The following is a 20,671-nucleotide window of genomic DNA, read 5'->3' on the forward strand; positions in this document are numbered from 1 at the left end:
ATCGTTGACCGCCTCACTCGGCATCGATGTTGACCACGATGTAGTCGGGGTATTCCTGGTGGACACTGAGATCGTTCTCGTACAGGTAGTTCGCGCCGTCGGAGGACACGACCTGGAAGTTCGCCAGCTGGTAGGTCAGCAGCATCTGGCGGTTCCGGTCGGTGCGACGGAAGTCGGCGAACAGGCGGACGCCCTGCTCGGAGGCGCGCTGGATCAACGCGGACAGCAGTACGGTCCCGACGCCCTTGGACACGGTCCGGCAGGACATCAGCAACATCTTGATCGTCCAGCGGTGGTCGTCCTTCGCGACCAGCGCCATGCCGATCTTGCCGTAGGAACCGTAGCGGTCGACCAGCTCGCACACCCACAGGTCGTGTCCGGAATCGTCGAGCAGTCGCTCGAGGTCGTCGTACGAATAGTGGACGCCGGTCGAGTTCAGCTGGTTGGTCCGCCGGGTCAGTTCCTCCAGCCGCGCCAGGTCCTCCTCGGTAGCCCGGGAAATCGAGAACACCATGTCGAGGCTGCGCAGGAAATCCTCCCGCGGCCCCTGGTACCCCCCCTCCGATTCGGCACGCGCCTCGTCCTCCAGGTACATCAGTCGCCGTCGCCGCGCGTCGTCGGTCACCACGGCCGGCGTCAGCCTGGGGGCCGATGCCAGGCTGCGGTACTCCGCCGCGTCGACGGTCTCCACCCGGGGATGGACGAACGCCACCTCGTCACGCTCGTAGGCCTGGTCGTCGACGAACATGATGGTGTCGATACCGATGTTCAATTGCTCCCGGATCGCGGCGATCGAACTGGACTTGCTGTTCCAGTTGATCTGCGGGCGCAGAAAGTACTCGGCGATACCGAAATCGTTCAGCTTTCGCACCGCATCGTCATGGTTGTTCTTACTCGCGATCGATTGCAGGATCCCGCGCGCATCGAGGGTCCGGACGATTTCGGCCACCCCGTCTTTGAGTACTACGTCGTCGCCGTCAGCCAATGTGCCATGCCAAAGTGTATCGTCGAGATCCCATACGACGCACTTGGCTGCCGTCACCGCCTCAGTCGACTGGTCGGCGATTGACTGCGTCATTTCACACCCCGGACGTGTCGTATTCACATAACCACCTGAAATTTCGGTTCATCGGTACGGCACAAAAATCAGTAGGTATAGAATCCCTGTCCGCTCTTACGTCCGAGCCGCCCTGCGGCGACCATTTTCTTCAGCAGTGGGCAGCACCTGAACTTCGAGTCCTGGAATTCGTCGTAGAGCACGGCCAGGGAGTCGACGACGGTGTCCAGTCCGATGAGATCGGCAGTGGCCAGTGGGCCCATCGCATGCCCATAGCCGAGGGTGAAAACGGCATCGATCTGTTCGGGCCCAGCCACCGAGTCCTGGACGAGAAAGGCTGCCTCATTCATGAACAGGTGGGACAAGCGATTGGACACGAATCCAGGTGAGTCGTTGACGACAATCGCCTGCTTGCCCATCGTGGCGGCGAATGATTCAGCCGCCTTCACCGTCTGGTCGGAGGTGTGCACACCGCGAATCACCTCGACGCCCCCGATCAGCGGCACCGGGTTCATGAAGTGCATGCCGACGACGAGGTCCGGCCGCGGCATGAGCGCAGCGATCCTGGTGATCGAGATGCAGCTGGTGTTGACTGCGACCTGCGCGTCCTCCCGGCACACCTCACGGAGACGGCTGTACACCTGCTCCTTGGCGGCGACGTTCTCCACGATGTTCTCGACGACCCAGTCCACCTCGTCGAGAGCGGCGTCGTCGGTAGTCACACGGATGCGGCCCAGGACCTCCGACGAGTCCCAGCCGGCCACCGCCGGCGACATCATCCGATACCGGCGTAACGACTTCCGCATCTGCTGAGGCGCCGCGGCAACAACACCGTCGTCCCGATCCACCAGGACGACATCGTATCCGTGGGCAGCGCAGGTAATGGCTACATCCTTGCCCATCACACCCGCGCCGATCACTGCAACTGTCGACATTTTCCTCACCACTCCACGGGCCACTCGGCAGCGCGCATGTCTCTGAGGCGCCGCACTGGTTATCTCAAGAGGAGTTTATTGTTCCGCGCAACGGAACGGGGATGCAGGCCCGGCAGCATTCGGGCACTTCCCCGTTTTTCCGGCCAGCTGGAGACTACGACTGCCAGTGCCGCACCGGGCTATTTCATCTGGCCATCGAGTTCACGTGGTACAGCAACGCCGTTGCCGACGGACCAGTAATAGTTCTTCGCCGACTTCGCGGTTATGAAGGACGCGCGCACCGGCATTCGGCGCACTTGGCGTCGTGTCATATGTCCTCATAGTTCCCCCTTAGCTGCTGAGCCGCGTCCGGTCGCGTAGTTGCCGCAACCGCACGACAACGAGGCCCCTCTCTCACTCTCATTGTCCGCGACAGCCAAGACGAACAGAAGCACAACGTAAAGGTTGGGGCAAGGGTAGGACTGGATTCCGCTTAGCCCGGGCTGATCTCATTTGGCGTCCTCGTCGCTTCGCGATGAGACATGGAAGTGATGGAACGGGTGGTGCCGGACGAGTTATGGGAGCGTTTCCAGCGGGCGGTGACGTCGGTGTTCGGGGCGTCCGGACCGACCGCCCACCACCGATTTCTCCGAGTGGTCCAGGGGGGTCTGGGCCAAGCTGCAACGGCCTGTCCGGGACGATCTCGGCGCCCCCGGCGAGCCGGACCGGTCGCGTCGCGGTGCGCGATCGACTCGGAAACCCATCCGCCGCCGAACGCACCGGTCCACCCGTGTCGCTGGGCATCACCGGCGCCAACCTCCCACGACGCCCCGACACTCAAGCCGAAGAGGCAGGGCATCCCGCCGATCCGCTCGCGGCGCGGGCGACACCTCTGGCGACTGGTCCAGTTCCACGCAGACCTGGCTATGACTGCGTCACCAGGCCGACCGAATCCCGCCACCTGCACCGACGCGACGAACGCGAGCCCGAACGCTTCCTCGCCTTCATCGGTCTCGCCGCCGCCTTCTTCCGCCGCCGCCGACTCACCAAATGAGACCAGCTGGAGCTGTTCCGCCCGGATTCACCGTGCGACGGCCGTCCTGTGGGCCGGGAAGCGGAAGAAACGCCCGCTGACCTGCGACGATGGGAGTTCTGACGCTCCATCCAGCACGAACGGTCACGGGTGGTCCGTTAGACCCGGCGGTCGGGATCAAGAGGTCTTCCGACTGATCGCGTCCAGCGCGGTCAGACAACGCAGCGCGTGCCGCTCGGGACCGGTGGTCCCCGACCCCAGTCAGGTTCTCGGCTGATTCAGGCCGTGGACGCAGCCGGGGGGTACCGGTCCGATGCGGCGCAGCTGGCCGCGTGGTCGCGGATCAGCTGCTGCTCATCTCTGGTGAGCCGGCTCCCGGCGCGGCCCAGGTGCATTTCATGCTGTCGGCCGCGGCTCTCAGGGCTTCTTCGGCTTCCCCTCGGTCGCCGCGATCGAGTTCGCCGGTTTCGTGGAGCAGGGCACACAGCAGGCCGGTCTACGCGTGTACGGCCCGCCACACGGCGTGGGCGCTGGTCTCGCGGGTGAATATCTTCGCCGACGGTGGGACACTTCAGCGGACCCCGCCCTGGCCGGTCAGCTTGCACGCCCGGGAGCGGTGCCAGTCGTGTGAGGCGTCGTGTACGGACACCACGGGCCCGATCCGCTGCCCCGCCCGGTCCTTCACCGACTGGGGCAGTTGCTTCGTCTCCTTCGCGCAGCGCACCTCGCGCTCGTGCGCAGGACAGCCGGGGAACGGGTGGTGCGGCCAACACCTCGCGCTGCGTGAGCTGCCGGGCCGCCTCCTCGCGCTGGAAGTTGCTCATGTTCAGGCAACCATCGTCGATGAGGACCCAGAACCCGATCTGGAAGTCCTGTACTTGGACGTAGACCTTGCCCTCGGAGCCTGGGTGATCAGGTGGTCGGGATCATCAGGATCTGGTGGAGCGCGGCGCCGTCGGGATGGCGATCCATCTCCAACACCTGGGAATGGTGCTCCACCGGAGCAGAACCCGGGCGCTTCGCACTCAAAGCGTCGGCCTACACTTCCCCCTTCCACCGCGCCGCTCCCTTCCCCTCCTCCGCGACACCGCCAACGCCACCATGAAGGACGACGACACCGGCTTCCGCTGTGTGGCCACCGTTCCACGCGCCCCGCAGGCGGCCGAAGGGCTGGGGAGCGGACCCCGTACCCCGAGCAGTCTCAGATGGTTGCGTAAGCGTCAAGGCGTTCCTCCTACGGCCGGGTGCTGGGCCCCGACCACCCCGAGACGCCGGCGGCCCGCGACGACGAGGCGCACTGCCTGGCGGGGGCTCGGACGGTCGGCGGACGCCGGTCGCTGATCCACGCGGAACGCCGGACGCTCTCCGGCCGGCTCCCACCGCGGGCGGAACGCGGCCCGCCCGCGACGCCCGACGAGAAGACCCGACGTCCGACGAGAAGACCCGACGTCCGACGAGAAGGCCCGACGTCCGACGAGGAGGCCAGGCGCCCGACAGGAGGCCCGGTTCGTCGGCCCACCGCATGCGAACAGCGGTGTGCCGCCGCGCTGATCCGCCCAAGGGCCCGTGCCTCCGCCCGCGCGCCCGCGTCACCCGTGCGCGCTCCCGCCCGGCCCGCTTGCCTGCCCCCGGCGCGTCCGTCCCGCCACCTCTGGCAGGGGCGGACGGCGGCGTGTTACGAAGGCGCATGCCCGCACCCCAGACACCCGCACCCCCGGACACCCGCGGGTCAGCACGTTGCCCGAGCGGGCTCCGGACCCGGCGCACCCTCCCGGGACCGGTCCGACGCCGTGATCGTCCACGGCGGCCACAACGGCCTGGTCGCCGCCACGTTCCTCGCGCGCGCCGGACAGTTTGCACCCCCGGCAGGCGTTCGCGGGGGACGTTCCACATCGCCGAGGGGTACGGGCAGCTCGCCGGCGCCTTTCGGGGCGCGGCGGCCGGCCGGCTGCCCGCCGCCCCGCCGTCCGAGATCTACCGCCACTCGCAACGAGAGGGGCGAGCCCTGCATCGAGGCCAAGACCCCGCTCGACCTGGAGGGTGACCTGAGGCTGCCCGGCGACCACATCTGAAATTCCCTGCCGCAGCGCCGCAGAGATTACCGTCACCCCCGCCCTCCCGGGTGTGTCCCGGCCGCCCGCAAAGAATCTGACGCCGCATCAGAAAAAGCCTTCCCTCGGCCGCCCCGCTGCGGCATCCTGCCGCCCATGGAGACGGAACTGAGCCGCCAACTGGGAATCGAGCACGCCATCTTCGGCTTCACGCCGTTCCCCGAGGTCGCCGCGGCCATCACCAGAGCCGGTGGCTTCGGTGTGCTCGGAGCGGTGCGTTACACCGCTCCCGAGGATCTCGCGCGCGACCTGGACCGCCTGCACGACCTCGCCGACGGCAAGCCCTACGGCCTCGACGTCGTCATGCCGGCCAAGAAGGTCGAGGGCGTCACCGAGGCGGACGTCGAGGCGATGATCCCGGCCGAGCACCGGGGATTCGTGCAGGAGCTCCTGGCTCGCCACGGCGTGCCCGAACTGGCGGCGGGGGAGGCGTCCGGCTGGCGCATCACCGGCTGGATGGAGGAGGTCGCCCGGAACCAGCTCGACGTGGCCTTCGACTACCCGATCAGACTCCTCGCCAACGCCCTCGGTTCCCCGCCCGCCGACGTCGTCGAGCGGGCCCACGACCACGGGGTCCTCGTCGCCGCCCTGGCCGGCAGCGCCCGGCACGCCCGGCGGCACGCGGAGGCGGGCATCGACGTCGTCGTCGCCCAGGGGTACGAAGCGGGCGGCCACACCGGCGAGATCGGCTCCATGGTGCTGGTCCCCGAAGTCGTCGAGGCCGTCGCCCCCCTGCCCGTGCTCGCCGCCGGAGGCATCGGCAGCGGCGAACAGGCCGCCGCCGGGATCGCCCTCGGCGCGCAGGGCGTCTGGCTCGGCTCCCTCTGGCTCACCACAGAGGAGGCCGACCTGCACTCCCCGGCCCTGACCGCCAAACTCCTGGCCGCGGGCTCAGGCGACACCGTCCGCTCGCGCGCCCTCACGGGGAAACCCGCGCGCCAGCTCCGTACCGCGTGGACCGACGCCTGGGACGACGCGGCAGGACCCGGCACCCTGCCCATGCCACTCCAGGGGCTGCTGGTCGCCGACGCCGTCTCCCGGATCCAGAAGTACGAGGTCGACGAGCTGCTGGGCACACCCGTCGGACAGATCGTCGGACGGATGACCAGCGAACGCAGTGTTCAGGCCGTCGTCGACGACCTGACCCGTGGCTTCGAACGGGCCGTCACCCGCATGAACCGCATCGCCGGAAGGAGCGCCACGTGAACCAGCCGCCCAACGGCTTCTGGGCCCAGGCCGCCGCCGACCCCGACCGCACCGTCCTGATCGCCCCCGACGGCGAGGCGTGGAGCGCGGGCCGGCTCCACGCCGACGCCAACCGCATGGTCCACGGACTGCGCGCGGCCGGACTGCGGGAGGGCGACGCCTTCGCCGTCGTGCTGCCCAACGGCGTCGAACTCCTCACCGCCCACCTCGCCGCCTCGCAGGCCGGCTTCTACCTCGTCCCGGTCAACCACCACCTCGTCGGCCCCGAGATCGCCTGGATCGTCGCCGACTCGGGGGCCCGTGTCCTGGTCGCCCACGAACGCTTCGCGGCCACCGCGACGGCCGCCGCCGACGAGGCGGAACTGCCCGCGACCCACCGCTACGGCGTCGGCACGGTCCCCGGCTGCCGCCCCTACGCCGAACTCCTCGAAGGCCACCCGGCCACCCCGCCCGAGGACCGCACTCTCGGCTGGGTCATGAACTACACCTCGGGCACCACGGGCCGCCCGCGCGGCATCAGACGCCCCCTGCCCGGCAGACGCCCCGAGGAGACCTATCTCGGCGGGTTCCTCGGCATCTTCGGCATCCGCCCGTTCGACGACAACGTGCACCTGGTCTGCTCACCGCTGTACCACACTGCCGTGCTCCAGTTCGCGGGCGCGGCACTCCACATCGGCCACCCGCTGGTCCTGATGGACGGCTGGTCGCCCGAGGAGATGCTGCGCCTCGTCGACGCCCACCGCTGCACGCACACCCACATGGTGCCCACGCAGTTCCACCGGCTGCTCGCGCTGCCCGACGAGGTGAGGGCCCGCTACGACGTCTCCTCCATGCGGCACGCCATCCACGGGGCGGCCCCCTGCCCCGACCACGTCAAACGCGCCATGATCGACTGGTGGGGGCACTGCGTCGAGGAGTACTACGCGGCGAGCGAGGGCGGGGGAGCGTTCGCCACCGCCGAGGACTGGCTGAAGAAGCCGGGCACCGTCGGCAAGGCCTGGCCGATCAGCGAACTGGCCGTCTTCGACGACGACGGAAGCCGGCTCCCGGCGGGCGAACTGGGCACCGTCTACATGAAGATGAGCACCGGCGGCTTCAGCTACCACAAGGACGAGACCAAGACCCGCACCAACCGCATCGGCGACTTCTTCACCGTCGGCGACCTCGGCGTGCTGGACGAGGACGGCTACCTCTTCCTCCGCGACCGCAAGATCGACATGATCATCGCGGGCGGGGTCAACATCTACCCCGCCGAGATCGAGTCGGCCCTGCTCACCCACCCCGCCGTCGCGGACGCCGCCGCCTTCGGCATCCCGCACACCGACCGGGGCGAGGAGGTCAAGGCGGTCGTCGAACCGGCCGAGGGGCACGAGCCGTCACCAGCGCTCGCCGCCGCGATCCTCGCCCACTGCGAGGAGCGGCTCGCCGGGTACAAACGGCCCCGGAGCCTCGACTTCATCGCCGCGATGCCCCGCGACCCCAACGGCAAGCTCTACAAACGGCGGCTGCGCGAACCGTACTGGGAGGGGCGCCGACGCCCCCTGTAGAGCAACGGGTCCGCGAGGGCCCGCCCTCGCGGGCCCGTTGCCGTATCAACAACCCGGGGGCCTTCCTCGGTACGGAAGACGCCCGGGAGCAGGGGGCGCTGGACCCCGCCGACCTCGCCACCGTGGAACGGGCGCTGGAGGAACTCGGCTACGTGAGCGTCCCCGAGGAACTGCTGGAGAGCGACTACGAGGGGCCCAGCGCACTTGAGCGCTACGACGCACGGCCCACCTGGGGGACACGGTTCTTCGGCATGACGTGACGGCCACCCGCCGCCTTCGCGGCAGACGGCTCAGCGGAGCGTGACGCGTCGCGCGCATGGTCACGACACGTCGGTGAGAGGGGGCGCCCGCGGCCGAGGCGGACGCCCCTCGCACGGCGGACGGGCGCACCCACCGCGCTACCGCCGCTCGTGCACCCGCACCACCCGCAGAGCCGGCGAGCGCGCGATGTCCTTCTCGCAGAACCGGGACGTCACCCAGCGCTCACCGGCGTACAGCCGGGTCTGGTCGCTGAAATGCGGTGACTTCGGGTTCTCCGACTGGGAGTACGTCAGCAGCGTCCGGGCCACCGGGCAGCGACTGTCGTCCCAGCCGACCGCCTGGATGTAGCTGGAGCCCGACGACACCTCCGTGTAGCCGCCTCCCGCCGCGTTCCACCGCGGCTCGGTCTTGTTCCAGACGCCCAGCGACTCCGTCCCGCCGCCGATCGGGAGCCGCTTGCCGTTCCGTACGACGAACTGGTGCTCGCCCAGCGGCGCGTCCAGCGCGATGTCCGCCGTCCGCAGCTCCGCCACGGCGTCCGCCAGGGCCCTGCCCAGGGCGGGCGCGGCCGTGTTCAGGTCGCGCGGAGTGCGCACCGGGTCGGCCGGATCGAACGGCGTCCTCCACAGTTCGGCGGCGCGCGCCGCCGACGCCTTCCGCCAGAACCGGTCGAAGAGCAGCGCGCCCCGGCTGTCGCTGTCCATGGTCCGGTCCCAGCGCCGCAACACCCGGCAGGCCGCCGACACGTCGACCGGTGTTCCGTCGGAGCCCACGGCCGTGCCGCCCGGCAGCGCCGCACACCACTTGGCCGCCTCGGAGGCGGCCAGATCCCCGGCAGGCGCACGGTTGGCGAACTGCTGCCGCTGAAGGTCGCCGACCCGGAGCCGGCCCCGGTCCGCCATCGACGCGACGTCCTCGACCGCGCCGCGCGTCCGCATCGACCGGGGCTTGGCGATCGTGCCGAAGACCCGCTCGTACCCGGTCAGCGGCCGCTCCGCGTTCGTCAGCCACGCGCTGTCGTTGGAGTTCTCCACGTACGGCTGGTCCTTGAGCACCGGCATCCGCCCCGGGCCGAAGATCCCCGGCCGCACCGCGTCCGGGTCGCTGCCCAGCGCGCAGTCCGCCCTCGAACCGTCCAGCACCGCGAGACCGGACGCGGGATAGGTCGCCCGGCCCAGCGGGGTGGAGCAGCGCTCCGCCAGCTCGTCCGTGATCCTCGGCAGCACCTGCGACTGGGCGAAGAACGAGTGACCCTCCCGGTCCGCCGCGATCGTGTTCACCCACGGCATGCCCTGCGACCGGTGCAGCGCACGTTCGACATCACCCGTGGAACGGGCCTTGCCGAAGCCCAGCCCGGTGTCCGCCATCCGCATGTTCGTCGCGTTCGGATCGTTCAGCGCGTACGCCGTGCTCGCCGTCCACGGCAGTGGCAGCTCCCCGCCCAACGAGGTGACCACCGGCCCGTAGCGGGTCCACCACTGGGTGCGGGTCACGTCGGCCGCGCCCTTCACCGGGACGCTCACCGTCCGCTTCGTCATCCGCTCCCGCCTGCCGTCCACCAGATAGGCGGTCGGGTCGGCCGGATCGAGGTCGAGCTGATGCAGGTTCAGGGTGACGCCCGTGGCGACCGTATGGCTCCACGCCACATCGGCGTTGTGCCCGATCGAGATCGTCGTCGAGCCCAGCAGGGACGCGCCCGACACGTTCAGCTCGCCGGGGATCGTCTGCTGCGCCTGCCAGAAGCGGCGTCCGCCCTGCCACGGGTAGTGCGGGTTGCCGAGCAGCAGCCCGCGCCCGTTCACCGTGGTGGAGCCGTCGAAGGCCACCGCGTTGGACCCCATGTCCGCGTTCCGCGTCGACAGCAGCCGTTCCGCCGCCCTCGCCGCCTCCTCGGGCGTGACCCCGGCCGCCGGGGGAGCGGCGGTCGGCGGCCGCGCGGCCGTGATGCCGTCGATCCCGCGCCCCTGGCCGCCGAGCACCGCCAGCGCGTAGCCGCGCGCCGCCACGTCCAGCGCCGTCACCGGGCGCACCCAGGACGCGCCCCGGCAGGCCGGGTCGGTGATCCGGTTCTGCGCGATCCACGCGTTGTACCCGGCGGCGAACCCGCGCATCGTCTCCTTGACGTCCCGGCTCGGGCCGGCGGGCGCGGGCTCCTTGAGCAGCTTCTCCACCGTGCCGCTGTCCCGGACGCCCCGGAAGTACAGGTCGCTGGAGAGGTTCGTCGCCGCCGAGGAGAGGGAGTAGTCCGTGGCGGCGTCCGGGCCGAAGAACCTCGACCGCTCCCCGCGCACCGTGAGGAAGCCGTCCGCCAGCGTGCACACCTGGTCGGCGGCCTGCGCCCAGCCGGTGCCGAAGCCGAGCCGCGCGTAGTCCTTCGCCACGATGTGCGGAATGCCGTACTCCGTGTACCGGATGACGGCGGAGAGGCCGCCCCCGGACGGGCGCCGCGTCTCGTGGGCCCCGGACGCGGCGGCCGGCGGCAGCGACGCCGACACCGTGAACAGGGCGAGACCGGCGACCCCGAGCAGTCTCAGACGGTTGCGTAACGTCAAGGTGTTTCCTCCCAGCGGTGCGGGTGGCACGGGCGCGACCGGTCCGGAACACCCGGACGGCCAAGCGTCACTCAGCCAGGGAGCCCCGGAAGCTGTCAACCGTCCGGTCGGTATCCGGCCTCTTGACCCCCGGGGGCCGGGACGCACAGGATCACGCCATGACAGGTGTACGCAGCAGCACAGTCGACGGCGTCCTCACCCGCAGCGCCCGCCGCACCCCCGACCGGACCGCCGTGCGGTACGCCGGCCGGGCCTGGACCTACCGCTCCCTGGACTCCGCCGTCTCCACGGCCGCCGCCGTCCTCACCGAGGAGCACGCTCTCGCCCCCGGCGACCGGGTGGCCGCCTACGCGCACAACTCCGACGTCTATCTGATCGGCTTCCTCGCCTGCGCACGGGCCGGTCTCGTCCACGTACCGGTCAACCAGAACCTCACCGGCGACGACCTGACCTACCTCCTCGACCAGTCCGGCTCCTCCCTCGTCCTGACCGACCCGGACCTCGCCGCGCGGCTCCCCGCCGGACTCCCGGTGCGCGCGCTGCGCGACGCCCCCGGTTCGCTGCTCGACGCCCTGGGGACGGAACGGGTCTTCACCCCGCAGCGCCCGCCCGCCTCCGACGACCTGGTGCAACTGCTGTACACCTCCGGGACCACCGCGCTGCCCAAGGGCGCGATGATGACGCACGGGGCCCTGGTCCACGAGTACGTCAGCGCGATCACCGCGCTCGGCCTCGACGCCGCGGACCGGCCCGTGCACTCCCTGCCGCTCTACCACTCGGCCCAGATGCACGTGTTCCTGCTGCCGTATCTGGCGGTCGGCGCGGAGAACACCATCCTGGACGCGCCGGACGCCGCCACGATCTTCGACCTCGTGGAAGCGGGGGAGGCCGACAGCCTGTTCGCCCCGCCCACGGTCTGGATCGGCCTCGCCAATCACCCGGAGTTCGCCGCCCGCGACCTCGCCGGTCTGCGCAAGGCGTTCTACGGGGCCTCGATCATGCCCGTGCCCGTCCTCGAGCGACTGCGGAGACGCCTTCCGCACCTGGCCTTCTACAACTGCTTCGGCCAGAGCGAGATCGGCCCTCTGGCCACCGTGCTGGGCCCCGACGAGCACGAGGGCCGGATAGAGTCCTGCGGCCGGCCGGTTCTCTTCGTGGAGGCCCGGGTCGTCGACGAGAAGGGCGAGGACGTCCCCGACGGCACCGCGGGCGAGGTCGTCTACCGGTCGCCCCAACTGTGTTCCGGTTACTGGGACAAGCCCGAGGAGACGGCGGATGCCTTCCGCGACGGCTGGTTCCACTCCGGCGACCTCGCCGTCCGCGACGCCGAGGGCTTCCTCACCGTCGTCGACCGGGTCAAGGACGTCATCAACTCCGGCGGCGTCCTGGTCGCCTCCCGCCAGGTCGAGGACGCCCTCTACACCCACCCCGCCGTCGCCGAGACCGCGGTCATCGGCCTCCCCGACGACCGCTGGATCGAGGCCGTCACCGCCGTCGTCGTCCTGCGCGGCGAGGCGGGCGAGAGCGAACTCATCGCCCACGCCCGCGAGAAGCTCACCGCTTTCAAGGCGCCCAAGCGCGTCGTGTTCGTGGAGTCGCTCCCGCGTAACGCCAGCGGAAAGATCCTCAAGAGGCGACTGCGGGACGAACTGGGCTCGGACCGTCCTTCCTGAGACCGGCCGTTTCCTCGAACGGGCCGCGTCCTGAAGCCGGCGATCCGATCTCCCGAACCGGCCGCTACAGCCGCCCCGCCTCCACGATCCGCCGCAGGAACCGCTGGGTGCGCTCCTGGCGGGGTGCGCCGAACACCTCCTCGGGCGTGCCGCGTTCCAGTACCACCCCGGCGTCCAGGAAGCACACCTGGTCGGCGACCTCGCGCGCGAACGCCATCTCGTGGGTGGCGATGACCATCGTCATGCCGTCCTCCTTCACCTCCCGTACGAGACCCAGCACCTCGCCCACCAGTTCCGGATCCAGGGCGGCCGTGACCTCGTCCAGGAGGAGCAGCCGGGGGCGTACCGCCAGCGCCCGGACGATCGCGGCCCGCTGCTGCTGACCGCCGCTGAGCCGGTCCGGGTACTCGTCCGCCTTCGCCCCGAGCCCCAGCCGCTCCAGCAGCTCACGGGCCTCCGCCTCGGCCCGGGGCCGGGAGAGCCCGTGGACGCGGCGCGGGGCCAGCGTGATGTTCTGCAGGACGGTCAGATGAGGGAAGAGGTTGTACGCCTGGAACACCACGCCGATCCGGCGGCGCACCGCGTCCGCGTCGGCCCGGGGGTCCGTGATCTCCTCGCCCTCCAGCCAGATGGCCCCGTCGTCGATCTCCTCCAGGAGATTGGCGCAGCGCAACAGGGTCGACTTCCCGGACCCCGAAGCGCCGATCAGGGCGGTCACCGTGTGCGGGGCGACCTCCAGGTCGACGTCCCGCAGTACCGGCGACGCCCCGAACGACTTGCGGACCGCCTCCATCCGCAGTACCGGAGAGGCTGCTTCCGGGGCCGGTGTCACGCTCATACGATCCCTCCCTGGGCCCGCCGCCGGTCCATCCGGGCCGTCACCCAGTCGGTGAGCCGGGTCATCGGGATGGTCAACGCCACGAAGACCAGACCCGCGACGACGTACGGGGTGTAGTTGAAGTCCTTGCTCGCGATGATCTGCGCCGCGTACACGGCGTCCACCGCCCCGGCGATGGAGACGAGCCCGGTGTCCTTCTGGAGCGACACCAGGTCGTTCAGCAGCGGCGGCACCACCCGCCGCACCGCCTGCGGCAGCACCACGAAGCGGAGCGCCTGCCCGCCGCTCAGCCCCAGAGAACGTGCCGCCGCCCGCTGCGAGGGATGCACGGATTCGATGCCGGCCCGGAAGACCTCGGCGACGTACGCCGAATAGGTCAGCACCAGCGCGCCGCCGCCCAGCAGCACCGGATCGGTGGTCACCCCCTCCAGCCGCAGGGCGGGCACCCCGAACACCACCATCAGCAGGCAGATGATGAGCGGCAGCCCCCGGAAGAAGTCGGTGTACACGGTGGCCAGGGCCCGCACGGGGAAGAACACCGGCCCGCGCAGGGTGCGCGCCACCGCCAGCAGCAGGCCGAACACCAGGACGGCCGCACCGCACACAGCGAGCAGCCGGAGATTCAGCCACAGCCCCTCCATGACCTGCGGGAAGGCGACGCGCGCGTAATGGGCGCTGAAGAACGTCTCCTTGGTACGGGTCCAGCCGGGTGAGCCTGTGATCAGCAGGAACAACACCGCGCCCGTCACCAGGGTGCTGGTCGCGGCGATCGCGGTGGCCCGCCGGGTGCGGGCCCGCCGGTACCGCTCGCGGGCGATCCGGCGCTCGGAGGGGACGTAGCCGTCCTCGTGGACGGCCGGCGTCTTGTACAGGGTCACTTGAGCACCGGCGCGTCGACGGCCTCGGAGAGCCACTTCTTCTCCAGGGCCGCGAGCGTGCCGTCCTCCCGCAGGGCGTCCACCGCACCGCTGACACAGGAGGTGATCGTGCTCTCCCGGTCCAGGACCAGACCGAACTGCTCGGGATCACCGGCGGGCGCGGCGAACTGGCCCACCACCTCGGCCTCGGGCACCTCGGCCCCGGTGATGTAGAAGGCGGTCGGCAGGTCCACGACGATGGCGTCCACCTGACCGGTCTTCAGCGCCGATTTGGCGAAGTCGTTGCGCTGGTAGACGGCGGGCTTCTCACTCGGCTTCACCAGGTCGGTGATGAAGTCGAGGCTGGTGGTGCCCACCTGCGCGCCGAGCTTCACGTCCTTGAGGTCGGCCACCCGCGTCGCCTTCTCGGCCTTCGACGACTTCAGCGCGACGACGGCCTGGCGCACGTCGTAGTAGCCGGAGGAGAAGGCGACGGCCCTCTTCCGCTCCTCACTGATGGAGACCTGGTTGATGTCGAAGTCGAACTTCTTCGCGCCGGGCGCGAACGCGCTGTTGAACGGTGTGTGCTGCCACACCACCGCGTCGCGGCCGTAGCCGAGCCGCTTCGCCACGGCGTACGCCACCGCCGACTCGAAGCCCTTCCCGTTGGACGGTTCGTCGTCGGAGAACCAGGGGGCGTACGCGGGCTTGTCGGTGCCCACGGTCAGCTTGCCGGACACCTGGGTGGCGAGCTTGCCGGGGGCGCAGGACGCCGTCGCACCGGCGGCCCGGTCGGGTGCCTCCTCCTCCGCTTGCGGGGCACAGCCCGTGAGGGCGGCCAGGAGGGCGACGGCGGAGCAGAGGGCGGCGACCAGGGGCCGGTTGGCGAGACGCATAGCGGGAGACTGGCAGTGCCCGGCCCTCCCTGTCGAGACTTCCCGGCAGCTGTCCGCATCGTGGGAACGGGTGTTGCGGTGGTGTGAACACGCCGGTCACCGGCGCTGTCTCAGCCCGTGCCGGGCTCCCGCAGATCCACGATCCGCCGGATCTTGCCCACCGAGCGTTCCAGCGACTCCGGATCCACGATCTCGACGCTCACCGACACCCCGACGCCGTCCTTCACCGCCGCCGCTATGGCCCGCGCGGCCTTCTCCCGTTCGTCGGTCGTCGCGTCCGCCCGCGCCTCCGCGAAGACCGTCAGCGCGTCGAGCCGCCCGTGCCGGGTCAGCCGCAGTTGGAAGTGCGGGGCGACGGCCGGCGTACGCAGCACGATCTCCTCGATCTGGGTGGGGAAGAGGTTCACCCCGCGCAGGATCACCATGTCGTCGCTGCGGCCGGTGACCTTCTCCATCCGGCGGAACGTCCGCGCCGTCCCCGGCAGCAGCCGCGTCAGATCCCGGGTGCGATAGCGGATCACCGGCATCGCCTCCTTGGTCAGCGAGGTGAAGACCAGCTCCCCCTCCTCGCCGTCCGGCAACAGCTCACCGGTGAACGGGTCCACGACCTCCGGATAGAAGTGGTCCTCCCAGATGTGCAGCCCGTCCTTCGTCTCCACGCACTCCTGCGCGACCCCCGGGCCCATCACCTCGGAGAGCCCGTATATGTCGACCGCGTCGATGGCGAACCGGTCCTCGATCTCCCGCCGCATCCCCTCGGTCCACGGCTCCGCGCCGAAGATCCCGACCCGCAGGGACGTCGAACGCGGATCGACGCCCTGCCGCTCGAACTCGTCCAGCAGCGTCAGCATGTACGACGGCGTGATCATGATGATCTCCGGCCGGAAGTCCTGGATCAACCGGACCTGGCGCGCGGTCATGCCCCCGGAAGCCGGGATCACGGTGCAGCCGAGTCGCTCCGCCCCGTAGTGCGCCCCGAGCCCGCCGGTGAACAGCCCGTATCCGTACGCCACGTGCACCTTGTGGCCGGGCCGCCCGCCCGCCGCCCGGATCGAACGGGCCACCACGTCCGCCCAGGTGTCCAGGTCCCGTTCGGTGTAACCGACGACCGTCGGACGCCCCGTCGTGCCGCTGGAGGCGTGGATCCTGCGCACCTCGTGCTCCGGCACCGCGAACATCCCGAACGGGTAGTTGTCCCGCAGATCCGCCTTCACCGTGAACGGAAACCGGACCAGATCGGCGAGCGCCCGGCAGTCGTCGGGCCGAAGCCCCGCGCTGTCGAAGGCGTTCCGGTAGAAGGGGACGTTGTCGTACGCGTGGTGCAGCGTGGACCGGAGCCGCTCCAGTTGCAGGGCCTCCAGTTCGCCACGGCCGAGCCGTTCCGCCGCGTCCAGCATGGCCGTCATCAGGCCCCTTCCCTCCGGAACAGGCGACCGAGAAGTCACAGACAGGCCGCAAGGGGTCGACCGATCATTCGGTCGATCTTCCTGAGAGCAGTAATTCAGGCGGCCGGGGGTGCTGGCAAGAGGCGCGCGGCGTTCGCGGCGTATCGGCCCGCGGCGAAGTCCGGTGCGTCCGCTCACGGCTTCCTGTTTGGATGGGAGCATGCCGATCTTCTCCGCGTACGACACGACCCTGCTCGCCTATCACCTGGTGGGGGAGGGAGCGCCGCTGATCTGCCTGCCCGGCGGGCCGATGCGGGCGAGCGCGTATCTCGGTGACCTCGGCGGGCTCGGCGCCCGGCGGCAGCTCGTCCTGCTGGACCTCCGCGGCAGCGGCGACGCCGGTGTGCCCGATGACCCCTCGACGTACCGCTGCGACCGCCTCGTCGACGACGTGGAGGCACTGCGCGAACACCTGGACCTCGACCGGATCGACGTACTGGCGCATTCCGCCGGGGCCGACCTGGCCCTGCTGTACGCGGCCCGCCACCCGGACCGGCTGCGCACCCTGACCCTCGTCACGCCCAGCACCCGGGCCGTGGGCATCGAGATCAGCGACCAGGACCTGCGCGAGGCCGCCGAGCTGCGGCACGACGAGCCCTGGTACGCCGAGGCCAGGGCCGCCCAGGAGGCGCTGCTCGCCGGTGGACCGTTCGCCGAGCTGTGGCCCGCCGTCCGGCCCCTCACCTACGGCCGCTGGGACGCGACGGCCCGCGCTCACGCCGAGGCCTCCGCCGGGCAGACCAACGCGGCGGCGCGCGGCATCTACGCCGGAGAAGGGGCCTTCGATCCGGCCGCCACCGCCGGGGCCCTGCGCGCCCTGAACGTGCCGGTTCTCGTTCTCGCCGGGGAGTACGACGGCCACCCGAGCCCGGACCGGGCCACGGAGCTCGCCGCGCTCTTCCCGGGCGCCGCGTTCGTCGTCCAGCGGGGCGCCGGGCACTTCCCGTGGCTGGACGACCCGGGAGCCTTCGCCCGTACGGTGGAGGCCTTCCTCGACCCCGACATCCGTACGGTGCAGGCGGGCGGGGTCCGGCTGGCGTACCGGGTGTGGGGCGAGGAGCCGTCCCCGCCCGTCGTCCTGCTGCACGGCCGGGCGGGCTCCAGCGTGACCTGGACCCGGATCGCGGAGGACCTGGCCGCCGACCACCGTGTGTACGCCCCCGATTTCCGGGGCCACGGGCTGAGCGACTGGCCCGGCCGCTACTGCTTCGAGATGTTCCGCGACGACCTGCACGCCTTCCTGGAGGCCCGCGACCTGGCCGGCGCGACCGTCGTCGGGCACTCCATGGGCGGGGTGGCCGCCTACCTCCTGGCCCAGCGGGAACCGGGCCTGATCGGACGGCTGGTCATCGAGGACGCACCGCCCCTCCACCCGCTCGACCCGCCCCGGCCGCCCTCCGTCCGCCCGGAGGGCACGCTCGACTTCGACTGGCCCGTCGTCCCCGACATCGACGTCCAGCTGAACGACCCCGACCCGGCCGTCCGGAGACGGTTCCCGGAGATCACCGCGCCCACCCTCGTCATCGGGGGCGGCCCCACCAGCCACATCGACCAGGGGCATCTCGCGCAGTTGGTCCGGGAGATACCGGACGCCGAGCTGGCCACCATCGACGCCGGGCACCTGATCCACACGGAACGGCCCGAGGAGTTCCTCGCGGCGATCCGGTCGTTCGGGCTCGCCTGACCCGACCGCCACCCATCCCCGAATCCGGCACGGCCCGTCGCCATGCCACAGGGGCATTCCGCCCGACCGGTTGTACGACGGCGGCCGCAGGACGGTTCGCCGACACGGTCAGGCGGATGAAAGGCCGGGGAGCTGAGCCTTCCGCTGTGCGGCGCGGCCCCGGACGGCGCATCGGGGCGGCCGGTCGCCTCCTTGGTGCGCGGCCTGATCGGGAGTCAGGGCCCCGCAGAGGCAAGGACTTAATACAAGACGAAAGGAAAGTCGCGTCAGGATTCTTGACCGCGACTGACGCGACGGGCAAGGTTCCGGGAGAGCGCTCTCTCATCTCTCTGTTCGATCTCTAGGAGCCCCCGCATGCCCGCAGCTGGCATATCCCCAGCGGCCCCGGTGCCTCACGGCCCCGGCCACCGTCGCACCCCCAGACCGGCCTCCCGCGGCGTGGTCGCCGGGATGGTCATCGCCCTGGCCGCCACCCTTCTTTCCTTCGTTCCCGCCGCGAGGGCCGAGGCCGCACCCGTCCTGCTGTCCCAGGGCAAGCCGGTCACCGCCTCCAGTCAGGAGAACTACGGCACCCCGGCCACTGCGGCCGTCGACGGGAACGCCACCACCCGTTGGTCCAGCGCCGCCTCCGATCCGCAGTGGATACGCGTCGACCTCGGCGCGAGAACGAAGCTGAGCCAGGTCGTCCTGGACTGGGAAGCGGCCTACGGCAAGAGCTACCGCGTCGAGCTGTCGGCCAACGGCTCCGACTGGTCGACCGCTTACCAGACCACCGGCGGCGACGGTGGCACCGACACCCTGAACATCAGTGGCGAAGCCCGCTACGTCCGAGTGAACGGTACCGAACGCGGCACCCAGTACGGGTTCTCCCTCTGGGAGTTCAAGGTCTACGGCGAGTCCGGCGGCACCGACGGCCCGCAGCTGCCCGGCGGCGGCGACCTCGGCCCGAACGTGCACGTCTTCGACCCCTCCACGCCCGACATCCAGGCCAAACTGGACCAGGTCTTCGACGAGCAGGAGGCGGCGCACTTCGGCAACGGCCGGCACCAGTTCCTCTTCAAGCCCGGCACCTACAACAACCTGAACGCCGAGATCGGCTTCTACACCTCGATCTCCGGCCTCGGCCTCAAGCCCGACGACACCACCATCAACGGTGACGTGACCGTCGACGCGGGCTGGTTCAACGGCAACGCGACGCAGAACTTCTGGCGCTCGGCCGAGAACCTGGCGGTGAACCCGGTCAGCGGCACCAACCGCTGGGCCGTCTCGCAGGCCGCCTCCTTCCGCCGCATGCACGTCAAGGGCGGGCTCAACCTGGCCCCGAACGGCTACGGCTGGGCCAGCGGCGGCTACATCGCCGACTCCAAGGTGGACGGCCAGGTCGGCAACTACTCCCAGCAGCAGTGGTACACCCGCGACAGCTCGATCGGCGGCTGGTCCAACTCCGTCTGGAACCAGACGTTCTCGGGCGTCGAAGGCGCGCCCGCCAACGCGTTCCCCGAGCCCCGCTACACCACCCTGCAGAACACCCCGATCTCCCGTGAGAAGCCGTTCCTGTACCTGGACGGCAACACGTACAAGGTCTTCGTCCCCGAGAAGCGCACCAACGCCCGCGGCGTCTCCTGGAACGGCACCCCGCAGGGCACCTCGATCGGCCTGGACAAGTTCTACGTCGTCAAGGAGGGCGCGACCGCGGCCACCATCAACCAGGCGCTGTCGCAGGGCCTCAACCTCCTCTTCACCCCCGGCATCTACCACGTCGACCAGCCCATCAACGTCAACCGCGCGGACACGGTCGTCCTCGGCCTCGGTCTCGCGACGATCATCCCTGACGGCGGCGTCACCGCGATGAAGGTCGCCGACGTCGACGGAGTCAAGCTCGCCGGCTTCCTGATCGACGCCGGTACGGTCAACTCCCCGACCCTGCTGGAGGTCGGCCCGCAGAACTCCTCCGCGGACCACGCAGCCAACCCCACCACCGTCCAGGACGTCTACGTCCGCATCGGCGGCGCGGGCGCCGGCAAGGCCACCACCTCCATCGCCGTCCACAGCGACGACGTGATCATCGACCACACCTGGGTGTGGCGCGCCGACCACGGCGAGGGCGTCGGCTGGGAGACCAACCGCGCCGACTACGGGGTCCGGGTGTACGGCGACGACGTGCTCGCCACCGGCCTGTTCGTCGAACACTTCAACAAGAACGACGTCGAGTGGTACGGCGAGCGCGGCCGGACGATCTTCTACCAGAACGAGAAGGCGTACGACGCACCCAACCAGGCAGCCATCCAGAACGGCGACACGAAGGGCTACGCCGCCTACCGCGTCGACGACTCCGTCGACGTCCACGAGGGCTGGGGGATGGGCAGCTACTGCAACTACAACGTCGATTCGACCATCCGCCAGGACCACGGCTTCAAGGCCCCGGTGAAGCCGGGCGTGAAGTTCCACAGCCTGCTGGTGGTGTCGCTCGGCGGAATGGGCCACTACAACCACGTCATCAACAACACCGGAGCCTCCACGGTCCCGGCCGGCACCACGACCGTGCCGTCCACCCTGGTCTCCTTCCCCTGATCCGTCCACCGCGGTGAACCACCCGC

General features: G+C 70.3%; 14 protein-coding genes and 1 pseudogene. 7 read left to right on the forward strand and 8 right to left on the reverse strand.

The genetic code is table 11. From position 1 onward, the window contains the following. Positions 1-13: 13 nt before the first annotated feature. The 3 genes from AB0F29_RS11215 to AB0F29_RS11225 form a co-directional block, all read right to left on the reverse strand. Positions 14-1,078 carry an HAD-IIIC family phosphatase gene (locus tag AB0F29_RS11215; RefSeq protein ID WP_361870064.1) on the reverse strand — a complete coding sequence of 355 codons (1,065 nt, stop codon included), beginning with the start codon at positions 1,076-1,078 and terminating at the stop codon, positions 14-16. A 68-nt stretch (positions 1,079-1,146) separates the two neighbouring features. Then, a complete protein-coding gene (locus AB0F29_RS11220; protein ID WP_361870066.1) occupies positions 1,147-1,992 on the reverse strand; it encodes a 3-hydroxyacyl-CoA dehydrogenase family protein in 846 nt (281 codons plus the stop codon). A 1,583-nt stretch (positions 1,993-3,575) separates the two neighbouring features. Continuing rightward, on the reverse strand, positions 3,576-3,728 hold the full coding sequence (locus AB0F29_RS11225; protein WP_361870068.1) for a hypothetical protein: 153 nt from the start codon (positions 3,726-3,728) through the stop codon (positions 3,576-3,578). Positions 3,729-4,883: 1,155 nt separating this feature from the next. Between AB0F29_RS11225 and AB0F29_RS11230 the strand changes: the two are divergent. From AB0F29_RS11230 to AB0F29_RS11245, 4 genes and pseudogenes are all read left to right on the forward strand, one after another. Continuing rightward, a pseudogene (locus AB0F29_RS11230) lies at positions 4,884-5,073 on the forward strand (hypothetical protein); the annotation flags it as partial. 138 nt (positions 5,074-5,211) lie between these two features. Next, positions 5,212-6,321 carry a nitronate monooxygenase family protein gene (locus tag AB0F29_RS11235; protein ID WP_361870071.1) on the forward strand — a complete coding sequence of 370 codons (1,110 nt, stop codon included), beginning with the start codon at positions 5,212-5,214 and terminating at the stop codon, positions 6,319-6,321. After that, positions 6,318-7,868, forward strand: a complete 1,551-nt coding sequence (locus AB0F29_RS11240) for an acyl-CoA synthetase (RefSeq protein ID WP_361870072.1) — start codon at positions 6,318-6,320, stop codon at positions 7,866-7,868. The genes AB0F29_RS11235 and AB0F29_RS11240 overlap by 4 nt, the downstream gene beginning before the upstream one ends. Positions 7,869-7,990: 122 nt before the next feature. Beyond that, on the forward strand, positions 7,991-8,128 hold the full coding sequence (locus AB0F29_RS11245; protein ID WP_361870075.1) for a hypothetical protein: 138 nt from the start codon (positions 7,991-7,993) through the stop codon (positions 8,126-8,128). 138 nt (positions 8,129-8,266) lie between these two features. Here AB0F29_RS11245 and AB0F29_RS11250 read toward each other — a convergent pair whose 3' ends face one another. Further along, a complete protein-coding gene (locus tag AB0F29_RS11250) occupies positions 8,267-10,681 on the reverse strand; it encodes an acylase (protein ID WP_361870077.1) in 2,415 nt (804 codons plus the stop codon). 158 nt (positions 10,682-10,839) lie between these two features. On the opposite strand from AB0F29_RS11250, the gene AB0F29_RS11255 reads away from it, so the two are divergent. Further along, positions 10,840-12,354, forward strand: a complete 1,515-nt coding sequence (locus tag AB0F29_RS11255) for an acyl-CoA synthetase (protein ID WP_361870079.1) — start codon at positions 10,840-10,842, stop codon at positions 12,352-12,354. 64 nt (positions 12,355-12,418) lie between these two features. Here AB0F29_RS11255 and AB0F29_RS11260 read toward each other — a convergent pair whose 3' ends face one another. The 4 genes from AB0F29_RS11260 to paaK all read right to left on the reverse strand — a co-directional run bounded on the left by AB0F29_RS11260 (position 12,419) and on the right by paaK (position 16,351). Continuing rightward, a complete protein-coding gene (locus AB0F29_RS11260; RefSeq protein WP_361870082.1) occupies positions 12,419-13,192 on the reverse strand; it encodes an amino acid ABC transporter ATP-binding protein in 774 nt (257 codons plus the stop codon). Next, positions 13,189-14,070 carry an amino acid ABC transporter permease gene (locus AB0F29_RS11265; RefSeq protein WP_361870085.1) on the reverse strand — a complete coding sequence of 294 codons (882 nt, stop codon included), beginning with the start codon at positions 14,068-14,070 and terminating at the stop codon, positions 13,189-13,191. The genes AB0F29_RS11260 and AB0F29_RS11265 overlap by 4 nt, the downstream gene beginning before the upstream one ends. Beyond that, positions 14,067-14,945 carry an ABC transporter substrate-binding protein gene (locus AB0F29_RS11270; protein ID WP_361870087.1) on the reverse strand — a complete coding sequence of 293 codons (879 nt, stop codon included), beginning with the start codon at positions 14,943-14,945 and terminating at the stop codon, positions 14,067-14,069. Before AB0F29_RS11270 ends, AB0F29_RS11265 begins: the two co-directional genes overlap by 4 nt. Before the next feature lie 110 nt (positions 14,946-15,055). Then, a complete protein-coding gene (paaK, locus tag AB0F29_RS11275) occupies positions 15,056-16,351 on the reverse strand; it encodes a phenylacetate--CoA ligase PaaK (protein ID WP_361870089.1) in 1,296 nt (431 codons plus the stop codon). Positions 16,352-16,550: 199 nt separating this feature from the next. Here paaK and AB0F29_RS11280 point away from each other — a divergent pair, with 199 nt between their 5' ends. After that, complete coding sequence (locus AB0F29_RS11280; RefSeq protein WP_361870092.1) at positions 16,551-18,074, forward strand: alpha/beta hydrolase; 1,524 nt, start codon at positions 16,551-16,553, stop codon at positions 18,072-18,074. A 450-nt stretch (positions 18,075-18,524) separates the two neighbouring features. Beyond that, positions 18,525-20,645 carry a discoidin domain-containing protein gene (locus tag AB0F29_RS11285; protein ID WP_361870396.1) on the forward strand — a complete coding sequence of 707 codons (2,121 nt, stop codon included), beginning with the start codon at positions 18,525-18,527 and terminating at the stop codon, positions 20,643-20,645. Positions 20,646-20,671 lie beyond the last annotated feature (26 nt).

This window comes from Streptomyces sp. NPDC026589, from assembly GCF_040638385.1.
Lineage (GTDB): Bacteria > Actinomycetota > Actinomycetes > Streptomycetales > Streptomycetaceae > Streptomyces.

Coding starts and splice junctions, on each gene's coding strand:
- AB0F29_RS11215 (WP_361870064.1), bottom strand. CDS start 1,078: ATGACGCAGTCAATCGCCGACCAGTCGACTGAGGCGGTGACGGCAGCC.
- AB0F29_RS11220 (WP_361870066.1), bottom strand. CDS start 1,992: ATGTCGACAGTTGCAGTGATCGGCGCGGGTGTGATGGGCAAGGATGTA.
- AB0F29_RS11235 (WP_361870071.1), top strand. CDS start 5,212: ATGGAGACGGAACTGAGCCGCCAACTGGGAATCGAGCACGCCATCTTC.
- AB0F29_RS11255 (WP_361870079.1), top strand. CDS start 10,840: ATGACAGGTGTACGCAGCAGCACAGTCGACGGCGTCCTCACCCGCAGC.
- AB0F29_RS11260 (WP_361870082.1), bottom strand. CDS start 13,192: ATGAGCGTGACACCGGCCCCGGAAGCAGCCTCTCCGGTACTGCGGATG.
- AB0F29_RS11270 (WP_361870087.1), bottom strand. CDS start 14,945: ATGCGTCTCGCCAACCGGCCCCTGGTCGCCGCCCTCTGCTCCGCCGTC.
- paaK (WP_361870089.1), bottom strand. CDS start 16,351: ATGACGGCCATGCTGGACGCGGCGGAACGGCTCGGCCGTGGCGAACTG.
- AB0F29_RS11280 (WP_361870092.1), top strand. CDS start 16,551: ATGCCGATCTTCTCCGCGTACGACACGACCCTGCTCGCCTATCACCTG.
- AB0F29_RS11285 (WP_361870396.1), top strand. CDS start 18,525: ATGGTCATCGCCCTGGCCGCCACCCTTCTTTCCTTCGTTCCCGCCGCG.